At 30.2% G+C, this 20,835-nt stretch carries 20 protein-coding genes; 19 read left to right on the forward strand and 1 reads right to left on the reverse strand.

Annotated features, from left to right (window positions below):
- Positions 1-101: 101 nt before the first annotated feature.
- From pseA to CVIC12175_RS03915, 19 genes are all read left to right on the forward strand, one after another.
- On the forward strand, positions 102-1,238 hold the full coding sequence (gene pseA / locus CVIC12175_RS03825; protein WP_086315868.1) for a pseudaminic acid biosynthesis protein PseA: 1,137 nt from the start codon (positions 102-104) through the stop codon (positions 1,236-1,238).
- A gap of 124 nt (positions 1,239-1,362) precedes the next feature.
- On the forward strand, positions 1,363-2,589 hold the full coding sequence (locus CVIC12175_RS03830) for an argininosuccinate synthase (protein WP_086315869.1): 1,227 nt from the start codon (positions 1,363-1,365) through the stop codon (positions 2,587-2,589).
- 22 nt (positions 2,590-2,611) lie between these two features.
- A complete protein-coding gene (locus tag CVIC12175_RS03835; RefSeq protein ID WP_086315870.1) occupies positions 2,612-3,673 on the forward strand; it encodes a tyrosine-type recombinase/integrase in 1,062 nt (353 codons plus the stop codon).
- Positions 3,674-3,681: 8 nt separating this feature from the next.
- Positions 3,682-4,869 (forward strand): FtsW/RodA/SpoVE family cell cycle protein, encoded by a 1,188-nt coding sequence (locus tag CVIC12175_RS03840; protein WP_086315871.1) that lies wholly within the window; start codon positions 3,682-3,684, stop codon positions 4,867-4,869.
- On the forward strand, positions 4,866-5,882 hold the full coding sequence (gene murG / locus CVIC12175_RS03845) for an undecaprenyldiphospho-muramoylpentapeptide beta-N-acetylglucosaminyltransferase (protein ID WP_086302326.1): 1,017 nt from the start codon (positions 4,866-4,868) through the stop codon (positions 5,880-5,882). The genes CVIC12175_RS03840 and murG overlap by 4 nt, the downstream gene beginning before the upstream one ends.
- Before the next feature lie 163 nt (positions 5,883-6,045).
- The gene (locus CVIC12175_RS03850) at positions 6,046-6,342 is read left to right on the forward strand and encodes an HU family DNA-binding protein (protein ID WP_086246499.1); all 297 of its coding nucleotides are present in this window, start codon (positions 6,046-6,048) and stop codon (positions 6,340-6,342) included.
- A 103-nt stretch (positions 6,343-6,445) separates the two neighbouring features.
- Positions 6,446-6,691, forward strand: a complete 246-nt coding sequence (locus tag CVIC12175_RS03855) for an RNA-binding S4 domain-containing protein (RefSeq protein ID WP_086248316.1) — start codon at positions 6,446-6,448, stop codon at positions 6,689-6,691.
- Entirely contained in the window at positions 6,675-7,067 is a 393-nt protein-coding gene (gene tsaE / locus CVIC12175_RS03860; protein WP_086255274.1) for a tRNA (adenosine(37)-N6)-threonylcarbamoyltransferase complex ATPase subunit type 1 TsaE, read from the forward strand. The genes CVIC12175_RS03855 and tsaE overlap by 17 nt, the downstream gene beginning before the upstream one ends.
- Positions 7,060-7,788, forward strand: coding sequence for an LPS export ABC transporter ATP-binding protein (lptB, locus tag CVIC12175_RS03865; RefSeq protein WP_086248318.1), 729 nt, complete (start codon positions 7,060-7,062; stop codon positions 7,786-7,788). Before tsaE ends, lptB begins: the two co-directional genes overlap by 8 nt.
- Positions 7,788-9,026 carry an RNA polymerase factor sigma-54 gene (locus CVIC12175_RS03870; RefSeq protein WP_086246495.1) on the forward strand — a complete coding sequence of 413 codons (1,239 nt, stop codon included), beginning with the start codon at positions 7,788-7,790 and terminating at the stop codon, positions 9,024-9,026. Before lptB ends, CVIC12175_RS03870 begins: the two co-directional genes overlap by 1 nt.
- Positions 9,027-9,075: 49 nt before the next feature.
- Entirely contained in the window at positions 9,076-10,110 is a 1,035-nt protein-coding gene (gene aroB, locus CVIC12175_RS03875) for a 3-dehydroquinate synthase (protein ID WP_086302324.1), read from the forward strand.
- On the forward strand, positions 10,107-11,663 hold the full coding sequence (locus tag CVIC12175_RS03880) for a mechanosensitive ion channel family protein (protein WP_086315872.1): 1,557 nt from the start codon (positions 10,107-10,109) through the stop codon (positions 11,661-11,663). The genes aroB and CVIC12175_RS03880 overlap by 4 nt, the downstream gene beginning before the upstream one ends.
- Positions 11,660-12,904, forward strand: a complete 1,245-nt coding sequence (mtaB, locus tag CVIC12175_RS03885; protein ID WP_086255271.1) for a tRNA (N(6)-L-threonylcarbamoyladenosine(37)-C(2))-methylthiotransferase MtaB — start codon at positions 11,660-11,662, stop codon at positions 12,902-12,904. Before CVIC12175_RS03880 ends, mtaB begins: the two co-directional genes overlap by 4 nt.
- Complete coding sequence (locus tag CVIC12175_RS03890) at positions 12,891-14,555, forward strand: AAA family ATPase (RefSeq protein ID WP_086315873.1); 1,665 nt, start codon at positions 12,891-12,893, stop codon at positions 14,553-14,555. Before mtaB ends, CVIC12175_RS03890 begins: the two co-directional genes overlap by 14 nt.
- Positions 14,545-15,072 carry a molybdopterin adenylyltransferase gene (gene mog, locus CVIC12175_RS03895; protein ID WP_086315874.1) on the forward strand — a complete coding sequence of 176 codons (528 nt, stop codon included), beginning with the start codon at positions 14,545-14,547 and terminating at the stop codon, positions 15,070-15,072. Before CVIC12175_RS03890 ends, mog begins: the two co-directional genes overlap by 11 nt.
- A 79-nt stretch (positions 15,073-15,151) precedes the next feature.
- Complete coding sequence (locus tag CVIC12175_RS03900) at positions 15,152-15,646, forward strand: HAD-IIIC family phosphatase (protein ID WP_086255268.1); 495 nt, start codon at positions 15,152-15,154, stop codon at positions 15,644-15,646.
- Positions 15,555-17,084 carry an aminoglycoside phosphotransferase family protein gene (locus tag CVIC12175_RS03905; RefSeq protein ID WP_152023633.1) on the forward strand — a complete coding sequence of 510 codons (1,530 nt, stop codon included), beginning with the start codon at positions 15,555-15,557 and terminating at the stop codon, positions 17,082-17,084. The genes CVIC12175_RS03900 and CVIC12175_RS03905 overlap by 92 nt, the downstream gene beginning before the upstream one ends.
- Positions 17,085-17,088: 4 nt before the next feature.
- The gene (locus tag CVIC12175_RS03910) at positions 17,089-17,805 is read left to right on the forward strand and encodes a glycosyltransferase family 2 protein (protein ID WP_086302318.1); all 717 of its coding nucleotides are present in this window, start codon (positions 17,089-17,091) and stop codon (positions 17,803-17,805) included.
- A gap of 16 nt (positions 17,806-17,821) precedes the next feature.
- Positions 17,822-19,744, forward strand: coding sequence for a hypothetical protein (locus CVIC12175_RS03915; protein WP_086315876.1), 1,923 nt, complete (start codon positions 17,822-17,824; stop codon positions 19,742-19,744).
- A 74-nt stretch (positions 19,745-19,818) separates the two neighbouring features.
- On the opposite strand, the gene CVIC12175_RS03920 is transcribed toward CVIC12175_RS03915, so the two are convergent.
- The gene (locus tag CVIC12175_RS03920; RefSeq protein WP_086315877.1) at positions 19,819-20,835 is read right to left on the reverse strand and encodes a bifunctional 3,4-dihydroxy-2-butanone 4-phosphate synthase/GTP cyclohydrolase II; all 1,017 of its coding nucleotides are present in this window, start codon (positions 20,833-20,835) and stop codon (positions 19,819-19,821) included.

The raw sequence follows: 20,835 nt of genomic DNA on the forward strand, positions 1-20,835 counted from the left end.
TAAATATATTAAGTTTATATTTATTTTTGCTTGGTTTTATTTTTTTTTTTTTTCTTTTTGTGTATAATTGCGGCAAATAGTTTGAAATTTAGGAGCAATATATGAAATTTTGCACAAAATGTGTTATGCCAGATACTAAGCCAAATTTGCATTTTGACCGGGGGGGGGTATGTGATGCTTGTAGATCTCAAGAGAATAAAAATTTAGATATTGATTGGAATGCTAGAAAGATTGAGTTTTTAGAGCTTGTTAAAAAATATAAAAAGCATCCAATATATGATTGTGTTATTGGTGTAAGTGGGGGTAAAGATTCTACTTTTCAGGTTTTAACTATGTTAAATTTGGGACTTAATCCACTTTGTGTATGTTTTGAACCTACAATTCCAACTAAAGTAGGTCGTAAAAATTTAAAAAATTTAAATAATCTAGGTGTAGATATAATCCATATAAAAAGAGATCCAATAGTCTATAAAAAACTTGCCAAAGAGGCTTTTAAAAGAACTGGAGATAATGAGTGGCAAAACCATCTTGGAATATTTACTTGCGTACCAAGAATCGCAGTAAATTTTGGAATTCCATTAATTATTTGGGGTGAAAGTCCTCAAATAGAATATGGCGGACCAGCCACTTCAAAAGATAATAATATCTTAGATAAAAATTGGCTTGATAGATTTGGTGGGCTTTTAGGAACTAGCATAGAAGATATGATAGGAGTTGATGGAATTGATAAAAAAGATCTATATTTTTATACATATCCAAGCGATGAAGAGCTAAAAAGAGTAAATGTTACTGGGCTATTTTTAGGCTATTATTTTAAGTGGGATTATAAAGAAAATTTAAGAATCTCACAAGAAAATGGCTTTAAGTGTTCTGATAGACCAGTGGAGACTACTTATGAAAATTTTGAAAATTTAGATTGCTATTCTAATCATCTTCATGACTATTTAAAATATTGCAAATATGGCTTTGGAAGAGCTACTGATAATGCTTGTATAGATATTAGACTTGGATATATAAGTAGAGATGAGGGTGTAAGATTGGTGCATAAATATGATGGCAAACCACCTAAAAAGGCGATTAAAAAATATCTTGAGTATAGCGGATTTAGCAGTGATGAGTTTTGGCAAATTGTAGATTCATTTACTAATAAAGATATATTTAAATGCGATGAAAATGGCAAATTTTTACGAGATATAGATGGCTCGCTTATTCGCAAAGATAATACTATACTAAAATAATATACAAAATTTAGGGTTATTTTAACCCTAAATAATTCAAATTTAATTTAAATCAACTAAATAAAAATATCAAATCTTAAGCATATTTTAGCTAAAATAAGCCATTTTATTTAAGGGAGCAAAAATGAAGGCAAAAGATGTTAAAAAGGTAGTTTTAGCTTATAGCGGCGGACTTGATACAAGTATAATTTTAAAATGGCTACAAGATGAATATAATTGCGAAGTTGTTACATTTACAGCTGATATTGGTCAAGGCGAAGAGGTAGAACCAGCACGCGCAAAGGCAATTAGTCTTGGTATAAAACCTGAAAATATATTTATTGAAGACCTTAGAGAAGAATTTGTGCGTGATTTTGTCTTTCCTATGTTTAGAGCAAATGCCATATATGAGGGTGAATATCTGCTAGGTACATCTATTGCTAGACCATTAATCGCAAAAAGACTTGTAGAGATAGCAGTACAAACTGGTGCTGATTGTATTAGTCATGGTGCAACTGGCAAGGGCAATGACCAGGTTCGATTTGAAATTGGTGCGTATGCATTAAATCCAAATATCAAGGTAATTGCTCCATGGAGAGAGTGGGATTTAGATAGTCGTGAAAAACTTCTAGCTTACGCTGCAAAACATGGTATAGATATTAGTAAGAAAAAAGGTAAATCGCCATACTCAATGGATGCAAATTTACTTCATATCTCATATGAAGGTTTAGTATTAGAAGATCCAAATAATGCTCCAGAAGATGATATGTGGAGATGGTCAGTAAGCCCTAAAGATGCTCCAAACGAGAGTGAAATCATTGAAATTACATATAAAAATGGCGATCCAGTAGCACTAAATGGTAAAGAGTTAAAAGCTCATGAGATGCTAGAAGAGTTAAACCGTTTAGGTGCTAAGCATGGTATTGGTAGGCTTGATATAGTAGAAAATCGCTATGTAGGTATGAAAAGTCGTGGCTGCTATGAGACTCCAGGCGGCACAATTATGCTAAAAGCTCATAGAGCTATTGAGAGTATAACTTTAGATAGAGAAGCTGCTCATTTAAAAGATGAACTAATGCCAAGATATGCAAAATTAATATATAATGGCTACTGGTTCTCTCCAGAAAGAAAAATGCTACAAGCTGCAATTGATGAAAGCCAAAAAAATGTAAATGGCACAGTAAGATTAGAGCTATATAAAGGTAATGTTATGATAATTGGCCGTGATAGTAAAAGCGATAATCTATTTAATGAGGCTTATTGCACATTTGAAGAAGATAGCGTATATGATCAAAAAGATGCAAATGGCTTTATCAAATTAAATGCTCTTCGTTTTATTATAGCTGGTAAAAACGGTAGAAAAATCAACTAAGAGAATTTGAGTCTGCTAAGCTATGAAGTATAAGTTAGATTGTAAAGATAATTTTCAAAGCTCTATGCTTTTTTGGCTTGGTAAATTTGTTAAATACAAACTAAATTCTCTCTCAAACAAAGAATTAAAAGATCCAAAAGCCTTAGCTAGTGTCAATTTTACCTTAACAAAAGGGGTAAAAGATATAGAAGAACTCGATGGCCTAGCTAAAGCTGCTAGAAATGCAGGACTTACTGGAATCAATACATATTTTAACCCACTTAAAAAGATCTATGAAACACTATGCTATTATGAACTTGATAGTATTACGCAGATTGATGAAGAGCTATTAAGTGAAGTTTTAGCTAGTGCAACAGGTGCGCTCAGCGATGCTAGCAAGAAAAATTATAGAATAGCAGCTATAAATTTCTTTAGTTATCTAAGCAAACAAAATGAAGAAAATGGAAAATCACATATATTTGATATTGAGCTTAAAAATTGGGGTGGTATCAGTGGTAAAAGAGGAGCTAAGCTACCTGAGTTTATGGGTGAAGATGAGGTAAAGAAATTTATAACTGCTATTGATACGGCTGAATTTAAAAGCAATAATCATAGAAATAAGCTCATTATAAAGATTATAATTTTTACTGGAATTCGTGTTAGCGAGGCTATAAATTTAAAACGCAAAGATATTAGTCAAGAGGGTGATTTATATATTATTAGAATACGAGGAAAAGGTAATAAATATAGAGTTGTAATGATAAAAAAACATCTAATAGATGAACATTTAGATGCAATAGCTATAAACTACATAAATCAAGATGGATGTGTATTTGTAAATAGAAATGGTCAAAGGCTAACTCAAGCCTATATAAGTAGGATTGTAGAGCAAATTTTATTTCAAGCTGGAATAAGAAAAGGTAAAAATGGAGCGCATATGCTTAGACATACATTTGCTACAATGCTATATAAAAAACAAAAAGATCTCGTTTTAGTCCAAGAGGCTCTAGGTCATGCTAGTCTTGATACATCTAGAATTTATACTCACTTTGATAGCGATAAGCTCAAACTTGCTGCAAAAGTAGCCGAAGAATTAAATGATTAGGGGAGTTGATGTACGAGGTTGATTTTAGGCTATTTTATGTATGCATTGTTTTGATTGCTATTGGTATGATATTTTCACTTTCATTGCCAGCATTTACTGTGCTTTATTATGATTTTTCTAGTTATCATTTTTTTATTAGACAATTTTTAGTTGGTTTTATTGGAATTTTTATAATGTGGAAACTTTCACAGATTGACCCTGATAAAAAATGGATTGGCTCACTTAGTGCTTTTGAAGTAATCGGATTTACTCTATTTTTTGGCTCATTTTTGGCTATGATTGTTATGCAATTTTTACCAGCTTCACTTGTGCCAATTACTGGTGGAGCTAAGCGTTGGATAAGAGTTGGACCTATATCGCTTTCGCCTGTTGAATTTTTTAAGATTGGGTTTGTATTTTTCTTAGCGTGGAGCTTTTCAAGAAAGCTTGATCATAATAAAAAACGGCTAAAAGATGAATTTTTGCTCTTATTCCCATATTTTATTCTTTTTGCAATTGCTGTATTTTTGATTGCAATTTTACAAAAAGATCTAGGTCAAGTAGTTGTATTAGCACTTACTTTAATAGTTTTAGCTACATTTGCTGGAACAAGTAAGAAATTTTTTGGTCTTTTTGGACTTGCTGGAGTGATTTTGGTATTTTTTGCTATTATTACTCAAGAGCATAGAATTAGAAGATTTCAGTCTTGGTGGGTAACAAACCAAGATTTTGTACTCTCATTTTTACCTGCTAGTATGGCTGATATTTTGCGTGTTAGTGGAGCTGAAGAGCCATATCAGATAGGACACTCATTAAATGCTATATATCATGGTGGATTTTTTGGAGTAGGGCTTGGTAATGGTACATTTAAGTTAGGATTTTTAAGTGAGGTTCATACCGATTTTGTTCTTGCAGGAATAGCCGAAGAGCTTGGATTTATCGGTATTTTTATTATTACCTTAATAATAATATATGCAATTTATAGAATACTTAAAATTTCATCAAGAAATCAAAATGGAGTTTATCATCTTTTTAGTTTAGGAGTTGGAACAATTATTACAATGGCATTTTTGATCAATTCATATGGTATTACATCAATTACGCCTATTAAAGGGATTGCTGTTCCATTTTTAAGCTATGGGGGTAGCTCTATTTTAGCACTTTGCGTAGGAGTTGGAATGGTTCTTATGGTTAGTAAAAAAGCAGATCTATCATGATAGTTGTCACAGGTGGTGGTACAGGTGGGCATTTAGCCATTGCTAAAGCACTTGCAAGTGAGTTAAATTCGCGTAAAATCAAAGTGATATTTATCGGTTCAAGTGCTGGTCAAGATAGAATGTGGTTTGAAAATAGCAAAATTTTTGATGCTACATATTTTTTAAATAGTAACGCAGTAGTAAATAAACGAGGTTTTAGTAAGTTAAAATCGCTAATTAATATAATTAAACTAGCCTTTAAATGCAAAAAAATATTTAAAAAACATAATATTAACTTAGTTATTAGCGTAGGTGGATATAGTGCGGCTCCAGCAGCATTTGGGGCTATTATGTGGAATAAAAAACTATATATACATGAACAAAATGCAGTAATTGGCAGGTTGAATTTGATTCTTAAACCATTTGCTAAGGGATTTTTTAGTTCATATTTTGAGCCAAAATTTGATTATCCAGTTGATGAGAAATTTTTTAGCGTATCTAGAATTCGCCATGATTTAAAGACAATTTTATTTCTTGGTGGATCTCAAGGGGCAAACTTTATCAATACTTTGGCTTTAAATTTAGCCAAAAGTCTTGATAGAGATGGTATTAAAATTATTCACCAATGCGGACAAAAAGAGTATGAAGCTATATCTAAAAAATATAAAGAGCTAGGCGTAAATGCTGAAGTTTTTGCCTTTAGTAAAGAGATTGATAGTTTTATGAATAGAGCTGATTTTTGTATTAGTAGAGCTGGTGCTAGTACGATTTGGGAGCTTTGTGCAGCTAGCTTACCTACGCTTTTTATCCCATTTCCATATGCGGCTAACAATCATCAATTTTATAATGCAAAGTTTTTGCAAGAGCAAGGAGCTGGAATAATTTTAAAAGAAAGCGAGATAAACGCAGATAATTTGCTTGATATTATTTATAATATAGATTTAGAAAGTATCTCACAAAAATTGATGAATTTTATGGATAAAAATGGATCAAAAGTTATAATTGATAAGATTTTACAAAATTCTAAAGAATAGCGAATTTATGGCTATGCTTTTGTTAAATTTCAATTTTAAATCAAAAATATTAGAAATTTAGTATAAAATTGCCTATTTTTTTGCGTAAAAATGGGCTAAACCCTTGAATTTAGCAATAAAATAGTGTAGAATTAGAATGCAAATTTCCACATAAGGATTAACAATGACAAAAGCAGAATTTGTAAGCCTAGTAGCTGCTAAAGCTAGTCTAACAAAAAAAGATGCAGAAGCTGCACTTGATGGTGTACTTGAGACAATCAGCGAAGTATTAACAAAAGGTGATAGCGTAACTTTTGTTGGTTTTGGTACTTTTAGTGTAACTGAAAGAGCTGCAAGAACAGCTAAAGTTCCAAGTACTGGTAAAGAAGTTAAAGTTCCAGCTAAAAAAGTTGTTAAATTTAAAGTTGGTAAAAATTTTAAAGATGCAGTTGCTGAGTGTAAAACTTGTAAGAAAAAATAATTTTTCTCCCTCTTCGCTTGAAGGGGGCTTTATTTCCTATTTTTCACTACAAAATATATAAATTAAAATCAAAATTCAGCCAAATTTAGTTAAAATAACTCCTATGAGAGTAGATAAATTTTTAAACACAGTAAATATTACTAAACGCCGTGCAATTAGCGAAGATATGTGTAAAAGTGGCGTAGTTAGTATCAATGGAGTTGTAGCAAAGCCTAGTAAAGAAGTTAAAATTGGCGATAAGATTACAATTAAATTTATAATGAAAGAGATTAGCTATGAGGTCTTAGCTATTCCAGTAACAAAATCGATTCCAAAAAGCGAGCAAAGTAGTTATGTCAAAGAGATATGAGCTTGGTTTAAATGAGCTTGATAGCCTTGTAAAAGAGTTGCCAAATAGTGGAATTATAGCTCTTAGAGGGAATTTGGCTAGTGGCAAAACTACACTTAGTAAAGCAATAATTAATAACCAAAATATGGTTACATCGCCAACTTTTAGCATAATGCAAGAGTATGATGGAGTTTATCATTATGATATCTATCAAGGTGGTTTTGAAGCGATAAAACAAAATGGATTATATGAGAATTTATATGAAGATGGATTGCATATAATTGAGTGGGCTGATGATAAATTGCTCGAGTTTGCTAGTAAAAATGGACTTAATGTTTGCATTATCGATATTGAAATTTGTGATAATAAGAGAGTTTATAAGGTAAGTTATGCATAAGTTAGAAGTTAAAAATCTAAAGAAAAATATCAAAAAAACAAATATTATAAACGGAGTTTCACTAGAGATAAAAAGCGGTGAAGTAGTAGGGCTTTTAGGGCCTAATGGAGCTGGAAAAACTACTACATTTTATATGATTTGTGGATTAATTTTGCCTAGTAGTGGAGAGATTTTACTCGATGGAGTTAATATTACAGCCAATCCTTTACACAAAAGAGCTATGCAAGGCATTGGATATTTACCTCAAGAAAGTAGCATATTTAAAGATTTAACAGTAGAAGAAAATCTAACCCTAGCAGCACAAATAGTCTATAATGATAATAAAACCATTGATAAAAAAGTAGATGAGATGCTTGATCTATTAAATATTGAGCCAATTCGCTCTAGAAAAGGACTTAGTCTAAGTGGTGGCGAAAGACGTAGATGTGAGATCGCTAGAAGTTTGATGATTATGCCCAAATTTTTACTACTTGATGAACCTTTTGCTGGTGTTGATCCAATTGCTGTAGCTGATATTCAAAGCATTATAAATGATTTAAAAAAATTAAATATAGGCATATTGATCACCGATCACAATGTAAGAGAAACGCTAGCTATTTGCGATAGAGCTTATGTTATTAAAAATGGAACCCTTTTAGCTAGTGGAAGTGCAAACGAGGTGGCAAATAATAAGCTTGTTAGAACCCACTATTTGGGCGAAGAGTTTAGATTGTTAGATTAATGAAACTCTCTCAAAAACTCACTGCTAAAACTAAACTTAATCAGACCCTGCGTAGTTGGTTACCGATTTTGCAAGCTTCTAGCGATGAGTTAAAAGAGACTTTAGAGCCATTTATTGAGAAAAATCCTTTTGCCCAACTTGATCCAAATCCTAAAAGTAGATCGCTTAATTTTTATAACGATCTATATAAAACTAGCATAAGCGATACTATAGAATCAAGTATAATTTATAAAGAGAGTTTATATGAGAAGCTATATATGCAAATTGATGATAGATTATTCCCATCTAAAAAATCCAAAGAGATTGCAAATTTGATTATAGAGTGTATTAATAGTGAGGGTTATTTTGAGTGGGATGATGAGATATTTACTGGATTTAGTAAAGATGAAGTAGAAAGAGTGCGCGCTCGTTTTGCCTATTTGGAGCCTGTTGGTGTGGGTGCAGTAGATTATAAAGAGAGCTTTATATTTCAACTTAATGAGCTTTGCGATGATGATGATATATATGAGCTTTGTGTTGAAATTATTAAAAATTTTGAAGATATTAGCAAATTTACTAAACGCAAAAATTATGAAGCTGCTATGAGCTTACTAAAAAAATTTAAAAATCCTCCAGCTATTGAGTATATGGATGATGAGATGCTAGTAATACCTGATATATTTGTCTATGATAGTGATGGCGGGATTGAAGTGGCTATAAATGATGAATTTTATCCAAATATTCATATAGATATTGAAGGTATAGATGAAAAAAGTGAATTCGTCTCAAGTAAAATAAAAGAGGCAAAAGATTTAATAGATGCTTTAGAGATGAGAAAATCAACACTTCATAAAATTGGTTTAATGATAATAGAATATCAATATGACTATTTCTTTGGCGGAGATATAAAACCAATGAAATTAAAAGATATAGCAGAAGATTTAGGTAGGAATCCATCTACCATAAGTCGTGCTATACAAAATAAATTTTTAAGTTCAAAGCGTGGGATTGTTCCGCTTAAAAACTTCTTTGCAGCTGCAGCTTCTCAAGAGGTATCAAATGCTGCTATTAAGGAATTTTTATTAAATTTAATTAAAAATGAAAATAGGGCTAAGCCGCTAAGCGATGAGGCGATTTTGGCTAAGATTGAAGATGAATTTAATATCAAGCTAGTTAGAAGAACAATAACCAAATATAGAAAAGCATTAAATATCGCTAGTTCAAGCGAGCGTAAAAAATTATATGCAATCCAAGGCTGATTAAATGATGATTAAAATGAGTTGGATAAAATCATAAAAAGGATAAAATATGCAAATTGATATAAATTTAGACAAAAATAGCTATAAAGTATATATAGATGAGCTTAGAAGGCTTAAATTTAATGGTAAAGTTGCTGTTATTACAAATTCAAAAGTTGGTGGATTATATCTGGCTGAGATTTTATCACTTATTGAAGCTGATGAAAAATATACTATTACTATTCCAGACGGGGAGGAGTATAAAAATTTAGCCACGATTGAAAATATCTTAGAACAGCTTTTTGTAAGTAGATTGGATCGTTCTAGTACCATAATCGCTCTTGGCGGTGGAGTGGTAAGCGATATGAGTGGATTTGTCGCTAGTATTTATGAACGCGGGATTGATTTTATTACTATTCCTACTACTCTTTTAGCTCAAGTTGATGCAAGTGTAGGTGGCAAAACTGGTGTAAATAATAAATTTGGTAAAAATTTAATTGGTAGTTTTTATCAGCCAAAGGCAGTTTATTGTGAGAGTAGATTTTTAAAGACACTACCAAAGCGTGAATTTGCTGCTGGAATTGCTGAGGCAATTAAGATGGCAGTTATGTTTGATGAGAAGTTTTTTGAGTTTTTTGAAAAGTGCGATGTGCAAAATCAACACGATCTAACTAAAATTATCCAAAGATGTGTAGAGTTAAAAGCTATGATAGTAAGCCAAGATGAGCGTGAAAAAGGTCTAAGAGCGGTATTAAACTATGGCCATACGTTTGCTCATGTGATAGAAAATGAGCTAAATTACAAAGGATTATTGCACGGTGAAGCTGTAGCTGTAGGTATGAATATGGCAAATAAATTGGCTTTAAATTTAGGATTATTAAGCGTAAGAGATGTTGATAGGATAGAGAATTTGTTAATTAAATTTAATCTACCAACAACATATAAAATTAAAGATGAATATGCATTTTATGATGCATTTACTCTAGATAAAAAGAGTGAAAATAGCGTTATTAAGTTTATTTTGCCAAATGGAATTGGTGCAAATTTAATTAAAAACGATATATCAAAAGAGCAAGTAATTGAAGTTTTAAGGCTATTTAAATGAGTAAAATTATTTGGATTTTACTATTATTTGCTATCTCTTTGATGGCTAATAACTCTCAAATTGCTATATTAAATGATAATATAAATAGATTAGATACAACATTAAAGGGTAATATCTGGCTTATAAAATATGCCAATTATAATACATATCAAAATTTGCTTTTAGAACTACAACAAGCTCAAAATCAGTTAAATGACAAGAATAAATCTACTCAAAATAGTGATGAGATAAATAACAGAGTAGCTAGTTTAAAAGAGCAAATTGAGTTATTAAAAGAGTATGAAAAATCGCCATTTCAAAGTATGCTAGCTGTACCTGAGATAGAAGAGGAGTATAAGATAACTAATCCAATTGCTATTATTGGTGGATTTTCTTATCTTAAACGATTAAAAGGAGAAAAAGCTGAATATTATAGTCGCTTAGCTCAGCTTGAGGTTGCTATAGATATTTTAAGTAAAAAGCAAAATTTACTTCAAGAAATTTATGATATCAATAAAACAACGATAAATTATACAAATTTAGTTGAAATAAATAGAACATTGGGCGAATTTAATATTGCCAAAGAGATTGCTACGACTACATTTGGCGTATATCAAGCAAGACTTGATGAGGCAATTAGCAGAGCTACAGATAGTCTTACATCTCAAATTAAAGAGACTTTGACTATATTTTTTACTATTATTATTGTAATTTTGATTGGATTTTTGCTTAAATTTACAGCTAAAAGATATGTAACTGATAATCAAAAATTTTATACTATAAATAAATTTATAAATGTTATTAATTTTACAATCATAATTTTTATCTTACTTTTTGCATATATAGAAAATGTTAGCTATATGGTTACGATTCTTGGTTTTGCTTCGGCTGGTCTTGCAATTGCGATGAAAGATATGTTTATGAGTCTTCTTGGCTGGAGTGTTATCATATTTGGCGGAACATTCCATGTAGGTGATAGAATTCGTGTAAGATATCAAAATGGAGATTATGTTGGCGATATAATTGATATTAGCCTACTTAGAATGACTATATATGAAGATATTACGCTTACTACATATAAACTAAATCGTAGAAGTGGTAGAATTATATTTATACCAAATAACTATATATTTACAGAGTTAATTGCTAATTACACTCATAGTGGAATGAAAACTGTATGGGATGGAATTGATATAATGCTAAGCTTTGATAGTAATCATAAAAAAGCAATGCATATAATTAAAAATATAGCAAGAAAGTATTCAAAAGGCTATACTGATATAGCTAAACAACAGATGAATAAGCTTAGAGATCAATATAATATCAAAAATACAAATGTTGAGCCTAGAATATTTAGTTTTTTTGAACCATATGGTATAAATATTAGTGTTTGGTATATGAATAATTCTTATGGCACATTAGCTCTTCGTAGTACTATTAGCGCTGAGATTATAGAGGCATTAAATGCAGAGAGCGATATCAAAATCGCTTATCCGACTCAGACGCTATTTATGGGAAGACATACTGGTAAAATCGAACAACAATTAGAATTATATAAGGAAAATTTAGATTGAAAGTATATTTTAAAACATTTGGATGTCGAACAAATATCTATGATACTGAGCTTTTAAAAAGTTATGTTAAAAATTATGAAATAGTTAATGATGATAATATCGCTGATATTATAGTGGTAAATTCTTGCACTGTTACAAATGGTGCAGATAGCGGAGTAAGAAACTATATAAATAGTATGCGTAATAGCGGCAAAAAAGTAATCTTAACTGGTTGTGGGGCAGTTAGCAAAGGTGATGAATTATTTAAAAGTTCAGCTATTTTTGGAGTTCTTGGCGCTAGCAATAAGAGTAAAATCGATGAAATGCTAGGTAAGAGTGAGCCGTTTTATGAGCTAGGAGATCTAAATTTCATCGATAAAAATATAGTAAGTAACTATGAAAATCATACTAAAGCTTTTATTAAAATTCAAGAAGGATGTGATTTTGCTTGTAGCTACTGTATTATTCCAAGTGTTAGGGGATTTAGTAGAAGTATAGATGAGAATATAATATTAAAAGAGGCTAAAATTTTAGCAAGTAATGGCTATAGCGAGATAGTATTAACTGGTACAAATATCGGTAGCTACGGCAAGGGAAATAATACAACTCTTGGTAAGCTTATAGCAAATTTAGGTAAGATTAATGGCATAAAGCGAATTCGCTTAGGCAGTATAGAACCTAGCCAGATCGATGATAGTTTTAGAGAAATTTTAAGCGAGCCATGGTTAGAAAGACACCTGCATATAGCACTTCAGCATACTAGCCAAGAAATGCTTACTATAATGAATAGAAGAAATAGAGCCTTAAGAGATTTAGATCTATTTTGTGAGCTAAGCTCAATGGGGTTTGCATTAGGGACCGATTTTATCGTAGCTCATCCAGGCGAGAGTAAGAAGATATGGAGTGAGGCTGTGGAGAATTTTATCAAATTTCCTCTTACACATATTCACGCTTTTATCTTTAGTCCGCGAAATGGAACCAAATCAGCAAGTATGAGTATAGATGTAAGCCCACAAATTGCCAAAGAGAGATTAAAAACTCTTCAAAATATAGTATCTCAAAATAATATTAAATTTAGGCAAAATAACGCACATAAATCTTTAGAAGTATTAGTAGAAAAAAGCTGTGGCGATGATATATATGAGGGTTGGGATCAATATTATAATAAGATAAAAATTAAAAGTAGTAAAAATATATCAAAAGAGTGGATAAATATTACTAATTATGATATTATGCAGGAATTTAACTATGCTCAAATTTAATCAGATTAAACTACCCAAATTTAGTAAAAAATCAGCCATAGCAGTAGCTAGTGGAGTTTTATTTTTACTTTTTGTAATAGCAATATTTCGTTCTATGCCAAGTAAAATTACTCTATTAGAATATGATAATTACCTTCAAGCTGGTGCAATTCAAAACGCTATAATAGATAATAATGAGATTATTATTAAGACACAAAATGGAAATTTTATCCTTCCAAAAGAGATGATAAATTTAAATGAATTAGGTCAAAAAGTTGCTGTGGAGATGAGTAGTGATTATTCATTTATATGGATTATTTTGATTTTGGTTTTATTTGGCTTTATCTCTTTTATAATTTTTAAATTTATTCCATTTAAAGAAATTTCAAAATCAAAAAATAAACCAGAACAGCCACTTGATAATATTTCTAGTCAAATTACTCCTGTAGTATCAAATATATCTTTTGATGATGTAGCCGGTATAAGCGAGGTTAAAAGTGAGCTAATTGAGATAGTTGATTTTCTTAAAAATCCAAGCCGATATACAAACCTAGGCATAAAAATGCCAAAAGGTCTTTTAATGGTCGGGCCTCCTGGTGTAGGCAAAACCTTAATAGCTAAAGCTGTAGCTGGAGAGGCAAATGTGCCATTTTTCTATCAAAGTGGAGCAAATTTCGTCCAAATTTATGCTGGAATGGGTGCTAAGCGTGTCAGAGAGCTTTTTAGTATGGCTAAAAGTTATGCTCCAAGTATAATTTTTATTGATGAGATTGATGCTGTTGGTAAGGCACGTGGTGGCAACAGAAGCGATGAAAGAGAAGCTACGCTAAATCAGCTCCTTACAGAGATGGATGGATTTTTAAGTAGTAGCGGCGTAATAGTAATTGCTGCAACAAATAAGATAGAAATGATAGATGAGGCTTTATTAAGAAGTGGAAGATTTGATAGAAGAATATTTGTAAGTCTTCCTGATATAACCGATAGAAGTGATATATTAAATATATATTTGCAAGATAAAAGACATAATGTAGATATAGATTTAGTAGCTAGAAGTACAACTGGATTTAGCGGTGCAGCACTTGCTACTTTAGTTAATGAAGCTGCTATAAATGCCCTACGAAACGGAAGAGAAATTATCACAAATGATGATTTTAAAGCAGTAGAAAATAGGGTAATTGATGGTAAAAAGCGCATACATAGTCTAAGTCAAAATGAGAAGCAAATTCAAGCCATATATCAATCAGCTAAGGCTTTAATGGCTGAGTTTTGCGGTATTAATTTTAATCAAATTTCACTTTTAAATGATAAATTTGGTTTAGGTGATTCATTTTTAAGTTCAAAAACTGATCTTTTAGGCCTTATAAAGGTGCATTTGGCTGGAATTTCGGCATTGGATTTAATAGCTGGTGAATTATATACTAACTCTAAAGATGATTTAAAACAGGCAAAAAATATTGCTAAAGAGCTAGTAATGGATTATGGTATGGGTGCAAGGATTAAGCCTAATGATGACGAGCCAGGATTACTTTTAGAACAGATTCGTATAGAAGTAGATGAGTTGGTAGTTAAGATGAGAGCTGAGATAGAGTCTCTTGCAAAGTTCTTAATAGAAAATGAATCTGCTAGCAAATCAGATGTAATAATGATAATAAAAAGGATAAATAATGGCTAAAATAGGAGTATTAACACTAAGCGATAGAGCAAGTGCTGGAGTTTATGCTGATGAGAGTGGTATAGCGATACAAAAAATATTAAAAGAGTGGATAATAGGGGATTTAGAGTTTATTTATAAGGTTATTCCTGATGAATATGATATGATAGTATCTAGCTTAGAAGATATGTGCAAAGAGGGTTGCGATATAGTATTTACCACTGGTGGGACAGGGCCAGCACCTAGAGATGTAACACCTGAAGCGACTGAAGCTGTATGTGAAAAAATGCTACCAGGATTTGGCGAATTAATGCGTTCAGTTAGCTTAAAATATGTACTTACTGCTATATTGTCACGACAAAGTGCTGGTATAAAAAATAAGACTTTAATAGTAAATTTACCAGGCCAACCAAAAGCGATAAAGGAGTGTTTAGAGCCTATTTTTCCAGCTATTCCATATTGTTTAGATCTAATCGGTGCAGCTTATATTGAATGTGATGAGAATATTATGAAAGTGTTTAGACCAAAGAAGAAGTAGGTTGTAATTAATAGTTTAAGGTAATTTATTATACAATTGTGTATAGAATTTTATAATAAATTACAATGTTAGGGTCGTAATGAAGAATATAGTAATAGATTTAGATGGAACACTTACTATAGATGATGAATCTGATTATAAATGTAAGCCAGCAAATGTAGAGATTATTAATCAATTAAAAAAATATAAAGCAATGGGATTTAAAATCACTATATTTACAAGTCGTAATATGAAAACATATAGTGGTAATATAGGTCAGATCAATGTGAAAACATTACCAACTATTATAAAATGGCTTGATCAACATGATGTGCCGTATGATGAAGTTGTAGTTGGTAAGCCTTGGTGCGGAAATGATGGATTTTATATTGATGATAGAGCTATAAGACCAAATGAATTTGCTAATTTAAGCTACAATGAGATAAGGGATTTATTAGGAATTTCCTCAAGTAAAGAAGTAAAATTGGGGGGGGGTATAATCAATGATATTGATTACATCTGCCAAATATCTTCCCATAGAATTTCAAATAGAATTAGGAAAACTTCCTCCAGCATTTGTGCCAATTGGCAATAAAAGATTATACGAATATCAAGTTAAATTATTTAATTCTTTAAACGAAAAAATAGTTTTGTCTTTACCACAAAGTTTTGCGTTAGAACAAGCTGACAAAGATAGATTAAAACAATTATCTGTAGATATAATTTTTGTGCCAGACAATATAAGTCTTGGTGAGTCTATAATATATTGTTTAAATATGTTAATGCCACTCAATGAAAATATTCGTATTTTACATGGGGATACATATTTTAATAATTTAGAATTTTATGAAAATTGTTTAGTTGTAAGTCAAATAGAGAATAATTATGATTGGGAATTTTTAAGTAAAGATTATTATTTTAATAATAATTTTATCTATAACGATAATACAGTGTTATCTGGATATTTTGAAATTGTTAAACCATATGATTTTATTAAATCAATTTTAAAATCAAATTTTTCATATACTCAGGGATTGAAACTCTACTCAAAACAATATCCTTTTACAATAGTAGAAAATCATAATTGGATAGATTTGGGATCAGTGACTAGTTATTTTCATTTCAAAAAAAATATCACAACTCAAAGGGCTTTTAATGATCTAAAAAAAGAAAATGGATATTTTATTAAAAGTTCAGATATGCAATTAAAAATACAAGGAGAAATTAATTGGTTTAAAAATTTTCCATCGCTATTGGACTTAAAATTGCCTAGATTTATTGCTTTAGATATAAATTCATATAAAACTGAATATCTTTATTTAAATACGCTTTCAGAACTTTTTGTATTTGGCAAATTATCAAGTTTTGTTTGGAAAAAGATATTTAATACTCTTAATAATTTTCTAACTCAATTGCATTTTTATCAATCAGATAAAGAAAGTAAATTTGATTTTTTAACAAAAACTATATATAGGCTTCAAGATTTTATATGTGACAAAGATTTTGATATGAAAACAATATGGAAATTTAAAGATATTGAGATATCGCTAGACCAAATGTTAAAAGATCTAAATTTAGCAATTAAACCAAATTTGGCTCATTCATTTATTCACGGTGATTTTTGTTTTAGCAATATTATGTATGATTTTAAATCTGAAGATATTAAAACATTTGATCCTAGAGGAATAGATTTTGATGGCAATATAACTCCTTTTGGTGATGCTAGATACGATTACGCCAAGCTTTTTCATTCTTGTATAGGTTTATATGATTTTATTATTGCTGAATATTATGAGTTAGATATAATAGATAATAGAATTAATTTTTATATCAAAGCTCCAAGTTCAATTAGTTCAATACAAGATGAATTTTTAAATATATTTTGCAAAAGTAATAAAAAAGAACTTTATGCGATTACAATTCATCTATTTTTATCCATGCTTCCATTACATTCTGATAATAAGAATAGACAAATGGCTTTATTTGCAAATGCATTTAGATTGTATAGAGATTTTTTAAATTTAAGGAGCTAAAGTTTTGATTATAATATTTCCTATGGCTGGATTAAGTAGTCGTTTTGCAAAAGCTGGTTATGAGCTACCTAAATATATGCTTGATATTAATGGAAAATCTGTATTTTACCATGTTGTTAATAGTTTTAATAAATATTTTGATAATTGTCAATTTTTATTTATATATAGAAATATTAAAAATACAAAAACTTTTATAAAAAAAGAGTGTAAAAATATGGGTTTAAGATTTTATAATATGGTTGAATTAGAATTTCAAACCCAAGGCCAGGCGCATACTGTGGAGTTAGGTCTCCAAAAATCAAATTTAAACTTAAACGATAGTATTTTGATATTTAATATAGATACTTTTCGCCCAAATTTTACTTTGCCAAATACTTTTGATATTTCAAAAATTGATGGATATTTAGAAGTTTTTGAAGGTGAAGGAGATCAATGGAGTTTTGTAATGCCAAAAGGTATAGATGATGTGGCTAAAACAACCGAAAAAGATAGAATTTCCTCTCTTTGCAGTAGTGGTTTATATTATTTTGGTTCAGCAAATGATTTTATTAATATATTTAAAAAATCATTTGAAACCGATAAAAGAGATAAAGGTGAATTTTATATTGCACCTTTATATAATGAACTTATTGCTCAAGGTAAAATTGTTAAATATTTTAAAATAAAAATAGATGATATTATATTTTGTGGCACCCCGCAAGAGTATGAGAGATTGGTTTAACAATAGGAAGATTACAATGAAAGAAATTTATAGTTTAATTGATAATTTTGATATATGGTCAGCATTAGAATTGTGCCAAGAAAAACATTCGGTTTATTATCAAAATATGTTGCTTGAATGTGGATTGTTAAATGAGTTGGTCTCATATTTGCATAATTCAAATTTAAAGCATCAATTCGAGAAAGAAAATATGGGGGGGGTAGATTATGATATACTCAAAAATCTAACAAAAAGCAAGATAAGTTCAATAACTAATAACAATATATTTTCTAAAATTCCTAAAGAAATTATAGAACTCTATACCATTAATTATAAAATCAACAATAAAATACTATCTATAGATGAAGCTATTAAATTTTTAGATAATATCCGTGTTAATTTTGATAAATATAGTAGAAATTCTATTATATTTATTTTTGTTGAGATGTTTGAATATTTTGAAAGTCTTAATGAATGGAATTATTTTGTAAGAGCTAGAGGCGATATAACTAGTATTTTAAAATCAAAATTCATTAATAATGTTGGCTCAAAAATTTACTATAAAAGATTCAGTCAAATATATAATAATTATTGTTCAAAAGATATCAAAGTTGCCATCATGATAGTTGGAGCTTTTAGGGGACATTATAAACATTGTTTAAGAGCAGCCATAAACTTGGCTGAATATATTAATGCAGATATATTTATTTCTTCATGGGATAAGGTATTTTGCTATCCAGGACTTGGTGGAGCTGGAGGTAATTATGTAGATAGAAATTTCGCAAGCATAAAAAATAATTGTCCTGATTTTATAAATAATAAAGCCAAACTTCGTCAACATTTCCCAAATGTTTTTGCAGTATTAAATCAAGAGTATAATGAATCTTTAAATAAAAATCAATTTTTAAAATATAATAGCATTATTAAGGATGCTATATTGGAAAATGACGAAGATTTTCAAAGAGATATTGTAGATAGATATATAAACAAGATTAAAAACATCACAAAAGATCAATTAGATAATCATTTTGATGTTTATTTTACAAATGTATGCAAACAATTTTACTTGCTTGATAAGTGTTGTCAAATAATTAGAAATTATGAAAAGAAACATCATTTTCAATACGATTATATTATTAGAATTAGGCCAGATGCTACCCCAAAACCATTGCACATAAGTGAATTGCTAAAAGTCAAACCAAATGAAATAGCTCTCGGTAGTTTAGCTCTTGGATATGTTGGTGATAATGCTTTTTATGGTTGCAGAGATGAAATGTTAAAGTTTTTTAGCATCTATGATTTTAATAAAAGACAGAATTTTAATTATTTTTTAAATATAGCTAATATGGGTGGAGTTCATGGAATGCTTACAAATTGGGTTATGCTGAATAATTTAAACCCTATTCAAATAAGATTACAAGCGCCTACAGAGATGAAATATCATATATCCTATTTACCAAATTTTGATCAAGAATTGCAAATCGATATTAAAAAATCTAAGCTAAATAAAGAGCAGATTGATGCTTGTATTGCATTTTTTGATCAAATGAAAAATCTAATCGATCAAAATAATATATATATGGAGCAGCAAAATGATAGAAGCAATAATAATGCCCAATTTCGCATTAAAAACCAACTCTCTTATAAGCTCGGCCATGCCATGATAGAAAACTCTAAGAGTATATGGGGATATATAAAAATACCTTTTATCCTTGCAAATATTAGAAAAGAACATAAAAAAGAACAAATAGCCTATAATGAAAAAATTAAAGCTAATCCAAGCTTAAAACTCCCACCACTAGAGTCATATCCAGATTACAATGAAGCTCTAAAAGAAAAAGAGTGCCTAACATACAAACTTGGAGAGGCTATGATAGAAGCTAGTAAAAATTGGTATAAAGGTGGATATATAAAGTTATTGTTAGATATAGAAAAAATTAAAAAAATGCATAAAAATTAAGTATTGCATATCAAAAGATAACTATAAACTATTTTATGCCCATAGAGTTAAATTTATTTAACTCTATGCAATTTTTAGCCTTTTTGACCGATGATATTTAATCCAAAACCCTTGATGGCGACAAACTCTTTAGATTCGCTCGAACTTAAAATCTCAATATCGCTAGCACCGAAGTATTTTAAAATTTGAGCTCCTATGCCATAGTTTTTAATAAGTCCGCTATCATCTTCATTGCCGGCTAAAAATATCAGTATTCCACCTTCGCTCTCTAGCAGCTCTATGTGAGATAAAAATTCATTAAATTTATATGAATTTAAAAGCTCTATATCATCTTTTATCTTATGAAATTTTACATTTGTTTTAGAAGCTATTTGACCAAAAATAAAGGCGTAATGCTTATTTCCAAGGTGATCTATTATGCTGTATTTGATTGCTTTTTTACCAGCTATTTGCGACTCTCCTAGCTCATCAACACTAATTAATTTTTCATGATGAAGGCGATACTCTATAATCTCAGCTATGCTTACCATATTTAGATTAAATTTATCGCAGAATTTTTCTAAATCATCGCGTCTAGCCATCGTGCCATCATCATTTACTATCTCACAGATTACAGATACTGGAGCAAGACCGGCTAATCTGCATAGATCTATGCTACCTTCAGTATGGCCTGTGCGCTCTAAAACTCCGCCACTTTTAGCAATTAGTGGAAATATATGACCTGGACGGACAAAATCATCAGCCTTTGTAGCACTATCTACTAACATTTTAATTGTCATATCTCTTTCATATGCGCTTACTCCAGTGGTCGCCTTTTTAGCATCAATGCTAATAGTAAATGCTGTCTCATGGTAACTTGTATTTGCTCCAACCATTGGATAAAGATCAAATTTATCAGCTAGCTCTTTGCTAAGTGGAGTGCATAAAACACCTCTAGCGTGAGTGATCATAAAATTGACTTTTTGTACATCGCTAAAGGCTGCAGCAAATACTATATCACCCTCATTTTCCCTATCTTCATCATCTACCATGACTATCATTTTGCCATTTTTTATATCATCTATAGCTTGCAAAACTCTCTCAAAAGCCAT

Origin of the sequence: Campylobacter vicugnae, from assembly GCF_002139875.1 — a bacterium.
GTDB classification, from domain to species: domain Bacteria; phylum Campylobacterota; class Campylobacteria; order Campylobacterales; family Campylobacteraceae; genus Campylobacter; species Campylobacter vicugnae.